Source organism: Bacteroides sp. L008, from assembly GCF_040812255.1.
Taxonomy (GTDB): Bacteria; Bacteroidota; Bacteroidia; order Bacteroidales; family Bacteroidaceae; genus Bacteroides; species Bacteroides vicugnae.
Window position 1 is genome coordinate 2,824,967 of the sequence record NZ_JBFNXO010000001.1, and the last position, 19,693, is coordinate 2,844,659.

At 41.2% G+C, this 19,693-nt stretch carries 13 protein-coding genes and 1 riboswitch; of the genes, 4 read left to right on the forward strand and 9 right to left on the reverse strand.

Annotated elements, in window-relative coordinates; translation table 11 throughout:
* Positions 1 to 23 precede the first annotated feature (23 nt).
* From AB3G73_RS11235 to mutA, 3 genes are all read right to left on the reverse strand, one after another.
* On the reverse strand, positions 24 to 644 hold the full coding sequence (locus tag AB3G73_RS11235) for an RNA polymerase sigma-70 factor (RefSeq protein WP_004312400.1): 621 nt from the start codon (positions 642 to 644) through the stop codon (positions 24 to 26).
* 223 nt (positions 645 to 867) lie between these two features.
* Entirely contained in the window at positions 868 to 3,015 is a 2,148-nt protein-coding gene (gene scpA, locus AB3G73_RS11240) for a methylmalonyl-CoA mutase (RefSeq protein ID WP_148365149.1), read from the reverse strand.
* Between the two features lies 1 nt (position 3,016).
* Positions 3,017 to 4,918: a methylmalonyl-CoA mutase small subunit gene (mutA, locus tag AB3G73_RS11245; RefSeq protein WP_367744926.1), complete on the reverse strand. Its 1,902-nt coding sequence runs from the start codon at positions 4,916 to 4,918 to the stop codon at positions 3,017 to 3,019.
* 269 nt (positions 4,919 to 5,187) lie between these two features.
* Here mutA and AB3G73_RS11250 point away from each other — a divergent pair, with 269 nt between their 5' ends.
* Positions 5,188 to 6,852 (forward strand): putative transporter, encoded by a 1,665-nt coding sequence (locus tag AB3G73_RS11250; protein ID WP_148365151.1) that lies wholly within the window; start codon positions 5,188 to 5,190, stop codon positions 6,850 to 6,852.
* A 93-nt stretch (positions 6,853 to 6,945) separates the two neighbouring features.
* On the opposite strand, the gene AB3G73_RS11255 is transcribed toward AB3G73_RS11250, so the two are convergent.
* The 6 genes from AB3G73_RS11255 to AB3G73_RS11280 form a co-directional block, all read right to left on the reverse strand.
* On the reverse strand, positions 6,946 to 7,578 hold the full coding sequence (locus AB3G73_RS11255) for an AAA family ATPase (protein ID WP_138274543.1): 633 nt from the start codon (positions 7,576 to 7,578) through the stop codon (positions 6,946 to 6,948).
* 52 nt (positions 7,579 to 7,630) lie between these two features.
* Complete coding sequence (locus AB3G73_RS11260) at positions 7,631 to 10,342, reverse strand: outer membrane beta-barrel protein (protein ID WP_367744928.1); 2,712 nt, start codon at positions 10,340 to 10,342, stop codon at positions 7,631 to 7,633.
* A 295-nt stretch (positions 10,343 to 10,637) separates the two neighbouring features.
* Entirely contained in the window at positions 10,638 to 11,954 is a 1,317-nt protein-coding gene (locus AB3G73_RS11265; protein WP_367744931.1) for a DUF5074 domain-containing protein, read from the reverse strand.
* A 19-nt stretch (positions 11,955 to 11,973) separates the two neighbouring features.
* Positions 11,974 to 13,020 (reverse strand): hypothetical protein, encoded by a 1,047-nt coding sequence (locus tag AB3G73_RS11270; RefSeq protein WP_367744933.1) that lies wholly within the window; start codon positions 13,018 to 13,020, stop codon positions 11,974 to 11,976.
* Between the two features lie 20 nt (positions 13,021 to 13,040).
* Positions 13,041 to 14,201 carry a DUF5074 domain-containing protein gene (locus AB3G73_RS11275; protein WP_367744934.1) on the reverse strand — a complete coding sequence of 387 codons (1,161 nt, stop codon included), beginning with the start codon at positions 14,199 to 14,201 and terminating at the stop codon, positions 13,041 to 13,043.
* Positions 14,198 to 16,204, reverse strand: coding sequence for a TonB-dependent siderophore receptor (locus tag AB3G73_RS11280; protein ID WP_234132467.1), 2,007 nt, complete (start codon positions 16,202 to 16,204; stop codon positions 14,198 to 14,200). Before AB3G73_RS11280 ends, AB3G73_RS11275 begins: the two co-directional genes overlap by 4 nt.
* A gap of 210 nt (positions 16,205 to 16,414) precedes the next feature.
* A riboswitch (cobalamin riboswitch) is annotated at positions 16,415 to 16,626 on the reverse strand.
* Between the two features lie 124 nt (positions 16,627 to 16,750).
* Between AB3G73_RS11280 and AB3G73_RS11285 the strand changes: the two genes are divergently transcribed.
* The 3 genes from AB3G73_RS11285 to AB3G73_RS11295 are packed head-to-tail and all read left to right on the forward strand — an operon-like array spanning position 16,751 to position 19,649.
* Positions 16,751 to 17,884 carry an ABC transporter substrate-binding protein gene (locus AB3G73_RS11285; protein WP_195649108.1) on the forward strand — a complete coding sequence of 378 codons (1,134 nt, stop codon included), beginning with the start codon at positions 16,751 to 16,753 and terminating at the stop codon, positions 17,882 to 17,884.
* On the forward strand, positions 17,881 to 18,897 hold the full coding sequence (locus AB3G73_RS11290) for an iron ABC transporter permease (protein WP_074637528.1): 1,017 nt from the start codon (positions 17,881 to 17,883) through the stop codon (positions 18,895 to 18,897). Before AB3G73_RS11285 ends, AB3G73_RS11290 begins: the two co-directional genes overlap by 4 nt.
* Positions 18,894 to 19,649: an ABC transporter ATP-binding protein gene (locus AB3G73_RS11295; RefSeq protein ID WP_148365171.1), complete on the forward strand. Its 756-nt coding sequence runs from the start codon at positions 18,894 to 18,896 to the stop codon at positions 19,647 to 19,649. Before AB3G73_RS11290 ends, AB3G73_RS11295 begins: the two co-directional genes overlap by 4 nt.
* Positions 19,650 to 19,693: the final 44 nt, after the last annotated feature.

Below are 19,693 nucleotides of genomic sequence, written 5' to 3' on the forward strand. Positions count from 1 at the left end.
TATATAACCGAAGAGTGCATTGATTATTTCTGCTCCATCATCAGCCATGCCAATATCACTATATACAGATCCACCGGATAGCGTTCGCTGAAATGCCGGGAAAAATATTGCAAAGCCCTTGCTATATGCTTTTCGACTGCTGTGGTAGATATTTGTAGTTTTTCTGCAATTTCCCTATTCTTCAATCCCCTGAAACGGCTTAACAAAAAAATCTCACGCGACCTGTCCGGCAACTGATTAAGCACAAGGGCAATCTGCTCCTGCAATTCTTTGTATAATAATTTATGTTCTGCATCCTGCATAAAGTCTGCATAGTAGAGTCTTTCTTCCCCATCCACCTTTGCCAGGTATTCCACCCGGTACTTTTCAACAATCGAGCGATGTTTCAGATAATTCAGACATCCGTTGCGGACCATAGAAAAAAGAAGAGAAGTAAGTGAGAAAGCAGATAACATTTCGCGACGTTCCCAAAATCGTAAGAAACACTCTTGAATAATATCACGAACCGTTTCTTCATCTTCTATAAAACGAATAGCATACCCTCGCAAACGAGGATAATAACTTTTGAACAGAAACTCAAAAGCTGCATTATTGCCTCTTTTCAGCTCTCCCAATAATTGTTTATCATCCATGAAATCTACCATAGTTTAGAAATTTATGCGCAAAGGTACGGGGCAACAGTTAACAAAGTGATGACAATATTATGAATATTTTTTCAATAAATCAAATCTGAGGTACTTTTTTATAAAACGCCCAAAAGAAAGTTTTCAATAATAGGATACAAAAAAAGGGCCAGTAACTGACCCTTTTTTCTATTGATTCATGGTTACTTATTGCATATACAATCTGTCAATAAGATAGTTTTCCTTATTCTTCATCCATTAGAATTTCCAAAATCTGACAAGCAGCTCTCGCTACCGGAGTACCCGGACCGAAGATAGCAGCTACACCTGCCTTATACAAGAAATCGTAATCTTGTGCAGGAATAACACCACCGGCAATCACTACAATGTCTTCGCGACCCAGTTTCTTCAGTTCTTCAATAATTTGCGGAACCAATGTCTTATGTCCGGCAGCCAGTGAAGAAACACCTACTACATGAACGTCGTTTTCAACAGCCTCGCGAGCAGCTTCCGCCGGAGTCTGGAACAAGGGTCCCATATCCACGTCGAAACCACAGTCAGCATAACCGGTTGCTACGACTTTAGCACCACGGTCGTGACCGTCCTGTCCCATTTTCGCAATCATGATACGAGGTTGACGTCCCTCTTTCTTCGCAAACTTCTCGGCCAGTTCACAAGCACGTTTGAAGTCGCTATCGTTTTTACTTTCTGATGAATACACGCCTGATATCGTTCTAATTATTGCTTTATAACGTCCTACTATCTGTTCGCAAGCATAAGAAATCTCACCCAATGTTGCGCGAACACGAGCTGCTTCCACAGCCAATTCCAACAAGTTACCCTTGCCAGTCTTTACACATTCGGTAATTGCTGCCAATGCTTTGTCCACTTCAGCTTGGTTACGTCCTTCTTTCAAACGTTTCAGGTTTTCAATCTGTTCAAGACGAACAGCCGTATTATCAATTTCAAGAATATCAATCGGAGCTTCTTTTTCCAAACGATACTTGTTCACACCGACAATTGTCTGCTGACCACTGTCAATACGGGCTTGTGTACGTGCAGCAGCTTCTTCGATACGCATCTTAGGAATACCTGTTTCGATAGCTTTCGCCATACCACCCAATTTTTCAATTTCCTGAATGTGTTCCCAAGCCTTGTGTGCCAGCTCATTAGTCAGAGACTCTACATAATAAGATCCACCCCATGGGTCAACGTTCTTGCAAACATAAGTTTCTTCCTGGATATAAATTTGAGTATTACGGGCAATACGTGCAGAGAAATCTGTCGGAAGAGCGATAGCCTCATCCAATGCATTGGTATGCAGAGATTGAGTATGCCCCAGAGCTGCAGCCATAGCCTCAATACAAGTACGCCCTACGTTATTGAACGGATCCTGTTCTGTCAACGACCAACCGGATGTCTGTGAGTGAGTACGCAATGCCAGTGATTTCGGGTTCTTCGGATTAAATTGCTTCACAATCTTCGCCCACAACATACGTGCAGCACGCATCTTGGCTATTTCCATAAAGTGATTGGTTCCGATCGCCCAGAAGAAAGACAGACGCGGTGCAAATGCATCAATGTCAATGCCTGCTGCCGTTCCGGCACGAAGATATTCCAAACCATCGGCCAATGTATAAGCTAACTCGATATCCGCAGTTGCACCTGCTTCCTGCATGTGATAACCGGAGATAGAGATAGAGTTGAACTTAGGCATCTTCTGCGAAGTGTATTCGAAAATATCAGAAATAATCTTCATAGAGAATGCAGGCGGATAAATATAAGTATTACGCACCATGAATTCTTTCAGAATATCATTTTGGATAGTACCGGCCATTTCTTCAAGTTTAGCACCTTGCTCCAAACCGGCATTGATATAGAATGCCATAATCGGAAGCACAGCTCCATTCATTGTCATAGACACAGACATTTTGTTCAATGGGATACCATCGAACAGCACTTTCATATTTTCCAATGAACAGATAGATACACCGGCTTTACCTACGTCGCCTACTACACGTTCGTGATCGGGGTCATATCCACGGTGAGTAGCCAAGTCGAATGCTACTGACAAACCTTTCTGACCGGAAGCCAAATTACGGCGATAGAATGCATTTGATTCTTCGGCAGTGGAGAATCCGGCATACTGGCGGATAGTCCAAGGGCGAAGAGTGTACATTACTGAATACGGACCGCGCAAATAAGGAGGGAGTCCGGCAGCATAGCCAAGATGTTCCATTCCTTCAAGGTCTTCTTTTGTATAGACAGGCTTCACTTCAATGTGTTCCGGTGTTTTCCAGTCAGCGGAGATACCGTTAGCCTTTTGCCATTCAGCACCATTCGTCGGCTGAAATGCGGCATATATATCGATGTTTTTAAAATCTTTTCTCATCTTACTTCAATAGTTTAGCGTTAAACTCTTTCAAGGTATCCAATACATTGACACGGACATGGATGAAATTTTCGATACCTGCGGCTTTCAAGTCGTCCATACAAGCCGGAGCACCGGCAACGATAAACATAGCACGACCATTCAGTGCTTTGAAAGCTGGAATTGCATATTCAGCATATTCATCATCACTGGAACAGATAACAACAATATCAGCTTTTGCAGCCATAGCTGCCTCTACTCCTGCTTCTACAGTTTCAAATCCCAGATTATCGACTACTTCATAACCGGCACAAGCCAAGAAGTTACAAGAATATTGAGCACGTGCCTGACGCATTGCCAGATTACCAATAGTCAACATAAACGCTTTCGGACGTTTACCCGACGCTTCTGTTTCAAGACGCAACGCTTCAAACTCACTAGCAGCACGATCGAACACTAATGTGGATACATCTTTCTCACAAGTATGAGAGTCACCTCCGCAGCAGCACTTACCTTCAACAGGTTGCTTATCACCAGCCTTTTCATTGAAATTCGGGAATTGATTTGTACCCAACAACACTTCACGACGCTGTGCAACTGCCTTGTGGCGAGCCTTGTTGCTTTCATTCACAGCAGCCTGAACAGTTCCTGCTTTCAATGCCGCATAGAAGCCACCTGCTTCTTCTACAGTAAGGAAGAGTTCCCAAGCCTGTTTTGCAATAGACACAGTCAGATTCTCGATATAATAAGAACCGGCAGCAGGGTCGATCACTTTATCAAAATGAGATTCTTCTTTCAACAACAGTTGTTGGTTACGAGCCAAACGTTCCGAGAACTCGTCCGGAGTCTCATAAGTCTTATCAAACGGAGTTACCGTCATTGAGTCTACGCCTCCTAATGCAGCACTCATTGCTTCTGTTTGTGTACGAAGCAGATTCACATGTGCATCAAACAAAGTAAGATTGAAAGTAGAGGTTTCGGCATGAACCGCCATTTTTGCTGCGCAACGACATTCTCCGTTAGGACCTTTATTCTCGCAATCACGCACACATTCGGGATTGTAAGAAGCTACAATATTTGCCCAAAGTAAACGTGCCGCACGGAATTTTGCTATTTCAAGGAAGTAATTGGAACTGATACCAAAATTAAACTTGATTTTCTTGGCTACTATAGCAGCAGGAATACCGGCATCAGTCAATTGACTCATATATTCATTTCCCCAAGCCAGAGCATAACCCAATTCCTGAGAAATATAAGCACCTGCATTATTCAATGATAAAGCATTTACATTCAGCACACGATAGAAAGGAAGCGGCTGAATGGCTTCAATCAAGGATTTGGCTGTTTGCAGCATATCACCTTTCTCCTTGCCACGAGTCAGCATCTTGTTGAAGAAATCATAGTTGATAGAACCTTTCAGTTTCTTCACATCATAATCTTTCTTCCGGAAATAAGCTACCAGCAGATTAGCCAACTCAACCACATGCCCCTGACAGGTTGAGAAATTCAGTTCAACACACTCCGCCTGAATATCACTTAACAGTGTTTCAATATATTCCGCATTGAGTTCTTTTGCTTTCACATGAAAAGAAAGTGAGTCAACACCCTTATTTAAGATATCCAGTGCTTTCGCATTGGCGTCTTTCGGACATTCCACTCTAATTTCCTGGCGAACCAACCACGCATTGTTATCTTTTTTAGTTCCTCTTAAATAAGGGAACTCCCCAGGAAGCGCATCAGTAGTTTTTAAATCCTCCAGATCTTCCATCCGGTAAAAAGGTTTCACCTTAAACCCTTCGTTTGTTTTCCAAACGAGCTTCTTCTCAAAATCAGCACCTTTCAAATCGGCTGTAACCTTCTCCATCCATTGTTCGGTAGAGACAGGAGAAAAGTCTGAGAAGAGTTTTTCTTTTTTGTCTGCCATAGTTTATTTAAAATTAAAACAAGATTAATATTGTCTTTATTTTTATCTATCTCTTTCTAAACATCCGTCGTTCGACTTGCAAATATAACCAATAAGTTAAAACGAATCTCTTTTTTAGGGAAAATTCGCACAGGGCGTCCCGATTCGTCGAATGTATACAATCTGCATAGAAATTCTTCATTTTTAGTTCTTCATTTATTTGATTTGCTCCGATGTTATGAGTAATTTTGCACCCGTTTTTAGAAAAACATTATAAAAACTGCTATATTATGGATTGGTTACAAAGTTTATTGTGGGACCCCAGCTCCGTAGCTCACATCGTGCTCCTCTACGCATTTGTAGTGGCTGCCGGCGTGTATCTTGGTAAAATAAAGATATTCGGAGTATCTTTGGGCGTCACATTTGTTTTGTTTGCCGGCATCCTAATGGGACATTTCGGCTTCACGGCCGATACACACATCCTACATTTCATCCGTGAGTTCGGATTGATCTTGTTCGTATTCTGTATCGGTCTTCAGGTGGGGCCATCTTTCTTTTCCTCTTTCAAAAAAGGAGGAATGACATTGAACCTGTTGGCTGTAGGCATCGTAGTGTTAAATATTGCTGTTGCACTGGGACTCTATTACCTCTGGAACGGCCGGGTAGAACTGCCGATGATGGTAGGTATCCTCTATGGAGCTGTCACAAACACTCCGGGACTTGGTGCTGCCAATGAAGCCTTGAACCAGCTAAATTATACTGGTCCACAGATTGCATTGGGATATGCTTGTGCCTATCCGCTTGGTGTGGTAGGTATCATCGGCTCTATCATCGCTATCCGTTACATCTTCCGTGTCAACATGACCAAAGAGGAAGAGAACTTAAAGACTCAAAGCGGTGATGCACACCACAAACCTCACATGATGAGCCTGGAAGTTCGGAACGAATCAATCAGTGGAAAAACCCTGATTGAAATCAAGCAGTTCTTGGGTCGTAACTTCGTTTGCTCTCGAATCCGCCATGATGGTCATGTAAGTATTCCCGACCATGAAACAGTGTTTAATGTAGGCGACCAGTTATTTATCGTCTGCTCGGAAGAAGATGCTCCGGCAATTGTTGTATTTATCGGAAAAGAAGTGGAACTCGACTGGGAGAAACAAGATCTTCCAATGGTTTCCCGCCGTATTCTGGTCACTAAACCGGAAATCAATGGTAAAACATTAGGTTCTATGCACTTCCGTAGCATGTATGGGGTGAATATTACCCGTATCAACCGTTCCGGTATGGATTTATTTGCCGATCCGAACCTGATACTTCAAGTAGGTGACCGCGTAATGGTAGTAGGACAGCAAGATGCAGTAGAACGCGTAGCCGGTGTACTGGGTAATCAATTGAAACGCTTGGATACACCGAACATTGTCACAATTTTCGTTGGTATCTTCTTAGGTATCCTTCTGGGTAGTCTTCCGATTGCATTTCCGGGCATGCCGACTCCTTTAAAATTAGGCTTGGCAGGCGGGCCGCTGGTAGTGGCTATTCTTATCGGACGTTTTGGTCATAAGCTACATTTAGTAACCTATACAACCATGAGTGCCAACCTGATGCTTCGCGAAATCGGTATTGTACTCTTCCTTGCCAGTGTAGGTATAGATGCCGGCGCCAATTTCGTGCAAACGGTAGTTGAAGGTGACGGTCTGCTTTATGTAGGCTGTGGTTTCCTGATCACCGTCATCCCGCTACTTATTATCGGTGCTATCGCAAGATTATATTATAAGGTAAACTACTTCACCCTAATGGGATTGATAGCCGGTAGCAATACCGATCCCCCCGCATTGGCTTACGCCAACCAAACAACCTCCGGAGATGCTCCGGCAGTGGGTTATTCTACAGTTTATCCGTTATCGATGTTCCTCCGTATTCTGACAGGACAGATGATATTATTAACAATGATGTAAATCAAATTTAGCACATAAAGAATAAAGCCGGCTATATCCTAATGAAATATGCCGGCTTTATTTATTTTTTCAATCTACTTTTCTATCACCCTATCATACAAGCTGCAGTTTCTTTACCACAAATTCTTCAATGAACCGCACTGTCTCTTCAATTCCCAAAGAAGAAGAATCGATACACAAATGATAAGTAGCTGCTGCTCCCCACGTTTTATAGCTATAATAATTATAGTATTCCGAACGTCTCTTATCCGCCTTTTCCATCATTTCTTCTGCAGCTTCCGCATCAATATGATGCATACTACACAACCGTGCTATGCGATCTTCTTTAGAGGCTGAAATAAAAACATTCGCACAACGAGGATGTTCCCGCAGAATATAATCTGCGCAACGTCCTACAAAGACACAAGATCTTTCTGCTGCCAGATGACGGATCACATCACTCTGTACTTTGAACAAGGCATCATTGCTCAAGCAGTTGTTACATGGCATAGCTCCCTCACTAATAAAAGGAAAACGCATACCGAACAGTCCGCCAATAATACCTTGCGAAGCTTTTTCATCAGCCTTTTCAAAAAACTCCTTACACAATCCGCTTTCCTCTGAAGCCAGATTGATCAGTTCCTTGTCGTAGAAGTTGATCCCCAAACGGGCAGCCAACTTCTCTCCTATTTCTTTTCCACCGCTACCTAACTGACGGCCGATATTGATAACGTAATTACCGCTCATAGTACATTTTGTTTTATGGTTCTGTAGCAAACATACGACTTTTTTCTAAAAATCACATCATCAAACGAAAGTTATATTTAAAAGTGACTATGAAATATCCTTTTATTTCTTGGTTACGGAACTCATAAAAACCATCAGAAGTAGTCGTACGCCCGAAACTCTTCCTCTTTCCGAGAATATCCGCCCAATAGGCAGATAATTCCGCTTCTTTCTTTTTCAAGAACCGCCAGCTAGCACTTGCATTCCACAACATTTGGTCATCTTCGCCTTTACGGATATTCGTACCATTACGGAAAGAATAAGCCCCGTCAGTCCGTAATTGCAAACCAAAAGGAAGGTCAACGTATCCCTCAAGACGGAAACTATAATTACGTGTATAGGTATCGTTATCATTGATAGAATTAAGCGAATACTGATAATTCCAGGAAGTAGAGAAATCAATGCCTCCCCACGTGGGCTGATAAGATACATTCGCGTCACACCCCAATCCGGTATCACGTGTCGTACTTTTCTTCGGTTCGAGGCTCTTGTCTTCATTAATCATACTGACACGATTGCTATGATTACCGTTCATATCCAACCGCAAGGAAAAATGTCCCAGACGCTTCCACCAGTTGGCACTTCCATATACATTCCAGTTTCCGTTAATATTAATAGGAGATGTCTCACGTCCACCGGTTTGTGCATCATATAGCACTACCTGCGTCACGCTATTCTGTTCCATTTGCCCGCCGATATTCGCAGATATACCTTTTTTTGAGTGTTGAAAGCCCACACGGACACTATGAGAAAACATCTGTTTCAAATCCGGATTTCCCCGGGTGATATGCAACGGATTACTGTTATCCGTCAGCGGCATTAAATCAGATAAAGAGGGTTGCCGGGTTCTACCGCTATAATTGAAAGTGATCCGCGCCTCTTTCTTTTTCCAATTCACCCATATCATAGGCTGGAAGTCGATAGTATGCATGGTAGTGTCCGCATAGAGCTTTCCCATTTTCCGTTCAATGGCACGTTTTTGCGGGGTCATTCCCAATGAGGCATTAAACATCCAGGTATCATCGGAGTAATTGAGCCCTACATCCAAGTTATGTCCATTCGTACGACTATGACTCCGATTGCTCAAACTATCCACATATCCTGCTTCATAGTCGGGAGGCAGCTCACCAAAAACTTCCGACTTCGTCAGAGAAGATAATTCATACGTATCACGATTATCACGCTCATAGTTAGTATCCCAGTTATATGCTACCCGGAAATGCATCTTCTTACCAATAGGCTGGGCAAAGGTAATCCCGACTCTCCATGAATTATTTTTTTGAGGCGACTTCAAATACTGGTTACGATAAAGCACCGAATCATTTCCCAATTTATCTTCGAGACGGAAATAAGTAGTTTTGGAAAGCGAAAAGCTTTCATTATCTCCCCACGAATCCGAGTTCAGGATATTCAATGCCAGCGTTGTACCTTTTTCATTCAGACGCCTCATAATACCCATCATCCAGCTATAACGGTTCGACTGATTCTCCGAACGCGACCGGTTCTCACTACGATTCACTTTTATATTCCGAGGAATAGATTCAAAGTCATCAAACAAGCTCTCATGACTTATGCCGGGAGGAGCATCAAAGGATGCATTCTGGCTACTGTTTTCATTCCTGTTGGGAGAGATTCCTACATTACCGGTGAAATGTATGCGTGTACGCTTATCCACTTCCCAGCTTCCCATGAAGTTAGAACTAATCGACCGCCCCTTAGAGTTACTTTCGTTAGTAGACGCAGAGTATTGATTACCTGCCGGCAAATACTGTTCCTGATAAATGGAAGAAAGATTTCCGTTCCGGTTCAAATTATAGTTCACACTTCCGGTCAGGGAGAATTTCTTACCGAACTTATGAGTCATATTCATTCCTACCGAATTGTTGATATTATCCTTGTACGTACTATTTTGGTATCTGTTGGTAGACTGTGCGATAAAAGAAAGATTATCTCCGTCTTTACTAAAATAATTCACTTGTCCCTCCAAATCCTTCTTCTGGTTATTCCCGTATCCTACCGTTGCATTTGTCAGCCAGGTTTTGTTCAATTCATCCTTAGTCTGCAAGTCGAGTACATATTTCTTTTCTCCTGAACTAATTCCGGTGAACTCCTCTTCTTTTGATTTCTTATCATATACTTTCAACTTACTAATCAGGTCCGCCGGAAGATTTTCGAGCGCTGTCTTTTTATCTCCGGCGAAAAAAGCTTCACCATTTACATTGATTTCACTGATGGGCTGTCCGTTGTATATCAACGAATTATCTTTCTTATTATATACCAATCCGGGAACACGCTTCACCAAATCTTCCAGATAAGCTCCTTCACGAGTCTTAAAAGCGGCAGCATTGATAACCGTAGTATCTCCCTCCATCACTACTTCCTGCAATTTTCCCGTTATCGTCACTTCACTAATCTGAATATCATCATCTTTCAATACCACTGTACCGATATTCACCGATATAGAGTCTTCCAGTGCCCGGTATACAGATTGCATTCCCATAAAAGAGACTTTCAACAGGTATTTCTTTTTCTTCTGCGGTTGATAATTAAGAACGAAACGCCCATTCTTATCACTTGTTATCCCCTTGATAAAGGCAGAATCGCTCTTCGCCAAAATAACAATGCTGGCAGATGGCAATGCCCGCTTCTCATTACTGCCGGCTTCCACAGTCTGCACTCTTCCTCGCACAGTTCTCACTTGTTGAGCATACATTATTGTATGCATGCAAAAGATTAATAAAAAGCCCCCGCATAGTCTGCTAATTTTCATATCAATAGTAGTCAAGTCTAATATTTAATTCTGTCGAAATTATGACACAAAATTAAGGAGTTTTCTTGAAAGCATACTACTTTATCCATTTTATTAAAACTAATTACATTCCAATCACACAAGGTCACAATATATCCAAACAAAAAGAAGACTTCCTTACCAATCAAAAAATATACTTCTTAAAAGGACATTCTTTTCTCGGACAAGGAAGCCTCTATCATTCAACGTAATAGATTATAAACTATATTTTTTACTTAAAATTTTCCGTGAAGAAAACTCCTGCAGGAAAACTATTTTTATTTTTAATATCAGTCTGCAAAACCGGCGACTTAGTAAAATCCAAAATAGCAATATCATTTGTTTTATACTCTGCATATCCTTTTAAAGTCGCAAAATAGACTTCTCCGCTTACTGGATCAACTCCCAAACTATTATAATATATGCCGGCATCTTCCACATAATCTTTTATATTAGCAACCTCTTCTGTCTTATCTTGAGAGAAAATATGCCGATATAACTTAAAGCCGGCATTGCTAAAATAAATAATATCATCTTTCGCAGAAAAGGCAGGAGCAACTCCCCAGCCAGCACCGATGCTGACATCTAATTGATGAGAATCAATTATTGTATAATCAACCGGATTAATTTTTATAATACTTGCCGGACTTGTACACGATACCCACAAATTTTCATCAAACGCCTTAGCGACGCCGGATAAAGCACCTTCGAATGAAATCGTATGTACAACAACTCCATTCTGAATCACGAAAAGCTTTTTACTACCCATTACAAAAGTTTTTTCTCCAACCACAGCCATACGATTTTTCAAAGCTCCGCTAGTGCCTTCAACTAAAGTCAAAACATCTGTAGAAGTATTTAACATATAAACTCCTTTGTTATCACGAATATAGAGATTTTCTCCTACCACAGCCAAGTTAGTCGGCCAAGATAAGGTCGTATTATTATACACTCTCACTTTCTCCAAATTATCTGCATCAGCAATAGTCAATAATCCTTCACCCCCATTCTTTGCGCCATTCTGAGAAAGTATATAAATTCGGTTATCACTAATAAACAAGTCCTGACAGACATTACCGAGCAAAGTCTGATTTACCCGATAATACGCACTATCTACCGCTATTCCTTTTGAATCAACAAAGGTCAGAGTTCCTGTCTCATTACTCATATTTCCTTCATTCAAAACAAAAGCGCCATTACCAAACCGTCCTTCCACCTTGGCAGTCATATTCGTTTGAAAGGTCTCGCCGTTACTGTCTGATACAGTCAAGCCTATAACATACTCTCCAGTCTTAGGTTGTGAGAATTTATATGTTGAAGCGGTTGACACTTCTTTTCCATCTACTGTCCACAGATATTTCATTGTTCCTGACAGATTTTCAATCCGAGCATCTAAGTATAATGTATCCAGCTGCGCTAACACATTACTTCCCGATCCGCTCCCAATCAATACAGATGAGTTCACATTATTCTCATCATCACAAGCTGCAAAAGCTAAACTCAAGGCAACAGTTGCCAATACTAAATACTTTCTCATTTTTATCTTCATTATTATAAATTATTTTTACTTATTTACGTGTATCAATATCAACTCCTAAAATATGTAAGTCCTCAACTCCTGATATTTCAGTGGAGCATTCCCCCAACCACCCATTTCCCTGATTGACTCCAGTATATATCTTTATGAAATCAACCCCGGGTAAATGCACCTTTTGACCTTTTGAATTTACTGCCCAATCTATATCAATAGCAGACTCGTCTTTTGTATTCAATTCATTATCAGCATAACCATAACGGAATTTATACAATACAAAATAACTACCTTGCCCACTTTCGTCAACAGCATTTTGAGGTAAACAAGTTCCCTTAAAAGTTATTTTATCTTCTTTTATCCATTCCGGATAATAACATTGCTTGTGAAATGTATTCTTCACTTTATATCCGGAGTTTCCCTGATTATCTTCCCACCAGATATATTTCTCCCTTTCTTCCGAAGTGGTCGGCTCTTTTTCCGGACGATAGTATGTAATTTCATAGTTTCGATAAGTCTTCACATCATTTCCAGCAGTTACAGCCTTATCATACCATAATTCTAATGCAGGGTTTTCGTGAGCACTACCAGCAATTTCATACCACTCATCATCCGGCACACCATTCTGATTTTTATCATAAGCCACCATGATCACTCCCGGCTCACAACTTCCTCCCTCCGGTGCATTGATATCAGGATTATCCGTAGAATAAAAAGCATTGCCAAGCACTCGAAAATCACGTTTTCCAACAACATTGGCGATCGTATGATCAAAACCTACCACAACATATCCCCCGAATCCTCCTAACGAAATCATTCCTTTTTTATTATTACCAATAGCAGCCAACACTTTCTCATTCATTGCCTCTTGTGTATCACCTTCCTCATATTCCGGCAACGAATTAGTAAATTGTCCTACGGCCGGAACAAAATCAAAAACTTTAGTGATATAGGCCGTAGCCCCTTCAGGAGTAGGTTCTATATTTTCAAAAGTATCTTCTTCATCACCACACCCTGTGAATACAGTTCCCCAACATAAAAAAACTGCAATGCCCCATGTTAGTCTTAAAATCTTCCTTTCCATTTTTATTAATTATCAGTTAGTTATTGAAATGTTTTCGTTGTAAAAGCAAAATGAGCCGGTATATCTCCTGCCCTGACTTTCCATCTTTTCTTTCCTTCAGGACTAAAGCAATAAAGATATCCGGGCACTACATAACTTTTTGCATCTGTTACAAAAATTTCTTTTGTCTCTGGGTTTACGGCCACCCCATATGGAATTGCAATCTCTGTTTCTGTTCCATCAGTAATAAAATTGTGAGAAACTATTTTATTTTGTTTCACGTCATAAAGAGTATAAGTGATAGTATTACTTTCCGTAACGTAACTCCATTCCACACTTGTCATATAGATAGAATCTCCACTCATACACATCTCACTGGCAGCAAGTCCCAAACTCCCTGTCACACGATCCGTTTGAGTATCTATAATAAAAACATCTGACCCGGTTCCATAATAATCCCCCCTCGAACTCACATATATACGCCCGTAACGATCCAACTTCATACGGTGAAGATTGATAGCCACGTCAATAGTTTTAATAACTTTAAAGGTCTTCAAATCAATGACTGATACAGTCCGGTCATAATCCGGGAAACGGTAACCGCCGGAATTGGCGACATAGAGTTTTCCATCTTTTATTACCATTTCTTCGGGCTGATAACCGACCACCACTTCACGGGTTATAGCCAAATTAGTCGTATCTACTTCAACTATTTTTCCCGGGCGTGCATTAGGGTCTATTCCGACAGGCCCTGCATAAGAACTAACATACGCCTTTCCATCGCTAAAAGTGATATACCGGCAATTCGTTACATCTATTTGCCCCAAGTGTTGCGCTGTTTCCACATCCATCACTTCTATAAAGTTTGAACAATTGATTACAGCATACAATTTATCCCCATAAATCTGCAAATCATTTCCAACATCTCCCAATTCTTTTACCACAGACGGATTTCGTTCAGCATAAATATTGCGATGATACTTACCGGTAGTACAATCATAAAAATCAAGCGTACATTTATTGCTCCCCATGTTTCCTTCATTAAGAAGATACATTCCTTTGATACGGATCCCTCCCAACGGATCCTTACCAACTTCTATCTCATCAGAAGGTAAAACCGGCAGTTCTCCCCGACAAGCAAACAAACAACAACTTGTTACTATTCCAAACAAGACATGCAAAAGAATATTCTTCACCATCATATAGTTAAATATAAAATGAATTTAAAGTTAGTTCCGGGCATCGGATAAGACCTTACGACTTCATATTGTTGATTAAAAATATTATTCACTTCCAAAGCCAACTTGAAATCATACTTTTTCCAATTGAAATTCTTTGCAAAAGATAAATCACTTGTATACCAAGGAAGGTGATAATTTTCCGGAGTATTGGCAGAAACATCATAACGTTCTCCCGTATATATAAAACTATAGTTCAACTCCCATGATTTGTATTCAGCATTCAGTATGGCCGAACCACTATGCCAGGGTATATACGCTATTTGTCCTCCATACGTATCTTTATCCAGCTTATCAGTAAAATCCTGTGCTTTTTGGTAAGTATATGACAATCGGCTATCAAACATCCAATCATCACCCAATTTCCAATTTCCCTGCAAAACGACATCCACCCCTTTTATTTTGACAAGCCCCAAGTTAACCATTGTCCAACGAAAGAAATTATTGGTAGGAGTTGCTATTATTTTATTTTCCACCTCATTATAATATGCATCCAGTTGAACATTTAAAGCTTGCAGCCACGTTCCGGCAAATAATTTCTGATAAGTAAACCCTACATTATATTGATTCGTATATTCAGGTTTTAATTTTATATTTCCTATGAATGTATAATACAAATCATTCAATGTCGGCATACGAAATATCCGTTTATAAAAAGCACGTAAATTAAAATCAATATTCTTGAAAGGCTTATAGGAAGCCATGAAAGTAGGAGTAAATTCCATTTTATTCCCGGCTGAAGTAGTATCCGAAGCAACATTTTCCTGTACGAAAGTTCCTAAAACACTAGCTTGCAACTTAAAACGCTCAAAATGTAAAGAAGTAGCCGCTGCTACTAATGTCGTATTCCGTTGGGGATAAGGAAAATCAGTCAGATTAGCATCCAACTTATTCCATTGATAGTCCGCTGAAAGATTCACATCCCAAAAAGGAAGAAGAGTTACCCTATTAGCCATTGACAAATAAACTTCCTGTTGACGATATGTATTGTCCACATACATAGTAGCCTCCTCTTTTCTGGGATCTGCCAAATAGTGCAAATAATCATACGCATACTTGGTGTTCAACAACAAACTATATACTCCACCGAAATCTTTCTTGAAAGAAGACTGAAAAAAGAAATTTTTATCCCACTGGCGATCTTCATGTGAGAAACGATTCCGAACAACAGCACCAGGATATCCACGCTCCGAATTATAAAAATAAGCTTTCGTACGCCAGTATCCACCTTTCATTTTACCATATAAGCCTCCTTCGGCACGTAAAGCATTCACATCTCCATTGCGACGGACTGCCGTAGTATCATATCCCCCGGCTACAGCATAAGTAAATTTATACTTTCCGGTTGTATACATATATTCGGTACTAAGTGATGCACTCACATTCTCACTCAGTTTTTGTTCCCAAAGCAAAGAGGGATTGGCAACTCCGAAAGATCCCGTTTTAAAGGTCGCTCTTACATGATAGTTTCTATTTCCTTGAAACACAGGCGTCCTCGACTGCAGATAGATAGATCCCGCAGAGCCGAAATCTTTTGCCGGCTGAAAAATTGCACTTTTCTGACCATTATATAAAGTGACAGCTTCCATGTTATCCAAAGAAAAGCGCCCCAAATCAATAACTCCATTCTGAGCATTCCCCAATTCAATGCCATCATAGAACACTCCGACATGATTCGTCCCCATACTTCGAATATTAACGGTCTTCAAACCACCTATTCCACCATAATCTTTTATTTGCACTCCTGAAAAATAACGTATGGCATCTGCAACTGAATGTACCGCCAACTTTTCTAACTTATCTCCTGATAAAGATTGAACAGGAATCACTTCCTTATTAATTTTAGCAGTGACTACTACTTCATTAAGATGATGTAAACTGTCCAGCTTGCTTTGTGCTGACAACCATGAAACCATACTCAAAAAGCATCCTATCCAAAATATCCTAAAATGAATCTGCCCGAACATAATCCTCCTGTTTATTAATTAAAATAATAAACTTTCATAGGGTTACAGCAAGGATGCAATTTTCCACACACTCAAACACATATACGTACTTCTTTCCCGTATAATGGCACATTCAAAAAGGCATATTATTCCCTTCCGGAACTTCACATCATCAATAAAGATGTATTTTGAATAAAAAAACTGCACTCTTCAAACTCTAATCCCAGAAAGTTTCAAGAATTCAACTTTGGCAGGTCTTCTGACTTACTCCATTTTCCTAACGCCCTTCCCATCTCTCCAAAGTGAGACAGTGGATTTGAGTATTGTAGGAAAACTATTGGCGGAGCTTACAGCAGCGGGTCTGTTCAGGATTTACACCTGATTCCCTTTTCACCACTCTTCCGTAGCATCGGACGAGTGACACCAAAATTTCTGTGGCAAATATACACTAAATAGAAATAAATCAGAAGAAAATTCGAATTAAAATAAAAACAAACTAATAATAAGTCCTATCTTTGCCCCCGAGAGCATCCACTATTATTTTTTCTAATTAAAAGCCGTATAAAAGTGAAATCTCCAATCTCAACTATCGCATTACTATGCCTCTTCTTTTTGGCAAGCTGCATATCTCGTAATAAAACATCTCTGGAGGTATTTAAGCAAAATATATATATCCCCGAATATGCTTCAGGATTCAAGATTCTAGGCGCAGAGAATTTTGCCAGCACCCTTATACAGATAACGAATCCATGGCAAGGGGCTAAAGACATAACAATGTCCTATTTCGTTTCACGCAACGGTGAACAAGCGCCCGCCGGATTCAATGGACCTATAATTCCTGCCGGAGCGAAACAAATCGTATGCATGTCTTCTTCTTACATTGCCATGCTCGACGCGTTGGGAGAAATAAACAGAATTGTCGGAGTGTCAGGTATCGATTACATTGCCAATCCTTATATTCTTGCCCACAAAGATTCGATCAAGGACCTGGGACCGGAAATGAATTACGAGCTATTGATCAGCCTAAAGCCTGATGTGGTATTATTATATGGAATAGGTGATGCCCAAACCGCTGTGACGGATAAACTAAAAGAACTCTCTATACCCTATTTGTATATGGGAGAGTATCTGGAAGAATCACCACTCGGCAAAGCCGAATGGATGCTTGTTCTTTCGGAGCTGACGGACAAGCGGGAGGAAGGAATGGAAATATTCAGAGAAATCCCCAAACGCTATTATGCACTAAAAACACTTACAGACTCCGTCAAGCAACGTCCTACCGTTATGTTCAATACCCCGTGGAACGACAGTTGGGTGATGCCTTCCACACAAAGTTACATGGCACAATTGGTAACTGATGCAGGTGCGGATTACATCTACAAAGAAAACACTTCTAACAGTTCCACTCCCATCGGACTGGAAACGGCTTACAAACTGATACAAAAGGCCGACTACTGGATTAATGTAGGCATGGCTTCTACGTTGGATGAACTAAAGACGGTCAATCCTAAATTCGCAGATGCCAAGGCAGTACGCGAAAAAACTGTTTACAACAACAATTTACGAACAACGCCGACAGGAGGCAATGACTACTGGGAATCTGCAGTGGTACGTCCCGACATCGTATTGCGTGACCTGATTCATATCTTTCACCCCGAACTCGTATCCGATTCACTTTACTATTACAGACATCTGGAATGAAACAACCTGATAAACGTACTCCCTTTTTATTCATTACACTGGGTATAGTTGCCATACTGTTATTACTGATAGACATGGCAACGGGAGATACATATATTCCAATCACTAAGGTATGGACTGTACTCACAGGAGGCGAATGTGATGAAATGACACGTAATATTCTCCTTTCTATCCGCTTCATACGGGTAGTGGTAGCGGCTTTGATAGGAATAGCACTCTCCGTTAGTGGTTTACAGATGCAAACAGTATTCCAGAATCCGTTGGCAGACCCCTACCTGCTGGGAGTAAGTTCCGGTGCAGGACTGGGCGTAGCCCTGTTCATACTAGGTGCTCCATTACTTGGATGGGCGGAGTTTCCAATTCTTCAGTCACTGGGTATCGTTGGTTCGGGCTGGATAGGAACTGCTGTAATCTTATTGGGAGTAGCCATTATCAGCCGGAAAGTAAAAAACATTCTCGGTGTACTGATTATGGGAGTTATGATAGGTTATGTGGCAGGCGCCATCATCCAGATTCTGCAATACCTAAGTTCTGCCGAACAACTGAAAATGTTCACACTCTGGTCAATGGGATCTCTTAGCCATATCACAGCCACCCAACTGGGAATTATGCTACCTATGCTATGTATCGGCTTACTGATTTCCGTAGCCTGTATCAAATCGCTGAACCTGCTACTGCTCGGTGAAAACTATGCACGAACGATGGGAATGAACATAAAACGTTCACGCACGTTCATCTTTGTTTCTACCGCACTGCTGACAGGAACGGTCACCGCTTTCTGTGGTCCGGTAGGATTTATCGGTCTGGCAGTACCGCACGTCACACGACTGCTGTTCAACAATGCCGACCACCGGATACTTGTCCCCGGCACCATGCTGACAGGACTTATCAGTATGCTTCTCTGCGACATCATCGCCAAGAAATTCCAGCTTCCGGTTAACTGCATCACCGCCTTGCTAGGTGTTCCGGTTATTTTATGGGTAATCACCAAAAACTTGCGTAGATTCAAATGATAGAGCTTAAAGAACTGACATTAGGATATGGACAGCGCACGCTGTTGGAAACCGTAAATACCCGAATCACGGGCGGACAACTCGTCGCCCTGCTGGGACGTAACGGGACGGGAAAAAGTACCCTGCTCCGTGCTATGATGGGATTGGAAAAGCCTCAATCAGGAGAAATTACTCTGCAAGGAAAAAACATAGCTTCATTGAAACCGGAAAAATTAGCCCGGAATATCAGCTTTGTCACCACCGATAAAGTACGCATCGCCAATCTCCGCTGTAAAGATGTAGTAGCTTTAGGACGTGCTCCCTACACCAACTGGATCGGTCAACTGCAACCGGAAGACCAAAAGCGAGTGGACGACGCTATGCAGCTAGTCGGTATGTCCGGTTATGCAGAAAAGACAATGGACAAAATGTCCGATGGCGAATGTCAGCGAATCATGATTGCCCGTGCCCTTGCACAGGATACTCCCGTCATCCTGCTTGATGAGCCGACCGCCTTCCTGGACTTACCCAACCGCTACGAGCTCTGTTTACTTTTAAAGAAACTGGCACAGGACGAGGGCAAATGCATCTTGTTCTCCACTCATGACCTCGACATCGCCTTATCGCTCTGCGACTCCATCATGCTCATAGATAATCCGCAGATGTACACACTACCTACTCAGGAAATGGTGACCAGCGGACATATAGAAAGACTTTTCCGCAATGAATCAGTCACGTTCGATGCGCAGGAGATGAGAGTACGCATCAAATAAACAAACAGATATCCGACAAGAATCAGACTGTGTATAAAATAAAT

What these genes read in the sequence shown, in the direction of transcription:
- AB3G73_RS11235 (WP_004312400.1), bottom strand. Translation starts at nt 644, where the DNA reads ATGGTAGATTTCATGGATGATAAACAATTATTGGGAGAGCTGAAAAGA.
- scpA (WP_148365149.1), bottom strand. Translation starts at nt 3,015, where the DNA reads ATGAGAAAAGATTTTAAAAACATCGATATATATGCCGCATTTCAGCCG.
- mutA (WP_367744926.1), bottom strand. Translation starts at nt 4,918, where the DNA reads ATGGCAGACAAAAAAGAAAAACTCTTCTCAGACTTTTCTCCTGTCTCT.
- AB3G73_RS11250 (WP_148365151.1), top strand. Translation starts at nt 5,188, where the DNA reads ATGGATTGGTTACAAAGTTTATTGTGGGACCCCAGCTCCGTAGCTCAC.
- AB3G73_RS11255 (WP_138274543.1), bottom strand. Translation starts at nt 7,578, where the DNA reads ATGAGCGGTAATTACGTTATCAATATCGGCCGTCAGTTAGGTAGCGGT.
- AB3G73_RS11260 (WP_367744928.1), bottom strand. Translation starts at nt 10,342, where the DNA reads ATGCATACAATAATGTATGCTCAACAAGTGAGAACTGTGCGAGGAAGA.
- AB3G73_RS11265 (WP_367744931.1), bottom strand. Translation starts at nt 11,954, where the DNA reads ATGAAGATAAAAATGAGAAAGTATTTAGTATTGGCAACTGTTGCCTTG.
- AB3G73_RS11270 (WP_367744933.1), bottom strand. Translation starts at nt 13,020, where the DNA reads ATGGAAAGGAAGATTTTAAGACTAACATGGGGCATTGCAGTTTTTTTA.
- AB3G73_RS11275 (WP_367744934.1), bottom strand. Translation starts at nt 14,201, where the DNA reads ATGATGGTGAAGAATATTCTTTTGCATGTCTTGTTTGGAATAGTAACA.
- AB3G73_RS11280 (WP_234132467.1), bottom strand. Translation starts at nt 16,204, where the DNA reads ATGTTCGGGCAGATTCATTTTAGGATATTTTGGATAGGATGCTTTTTG.
- AB3G73_RS11290 (WP_074637528.1), top strand. Translation starts at nt 17,881, where the DNA reads ATGAAACAACCTGATAAACGTACTCCCTTTTTATTCATTACACTGGGT.
- AB3G73_RS11295 (WP_148365171.1), top strand. Translation starts at nt 18,894, where the DNA reads ATGATAGAGCTTAAAGAACTGACATTAGGATATGGACAGCGCACGCTG.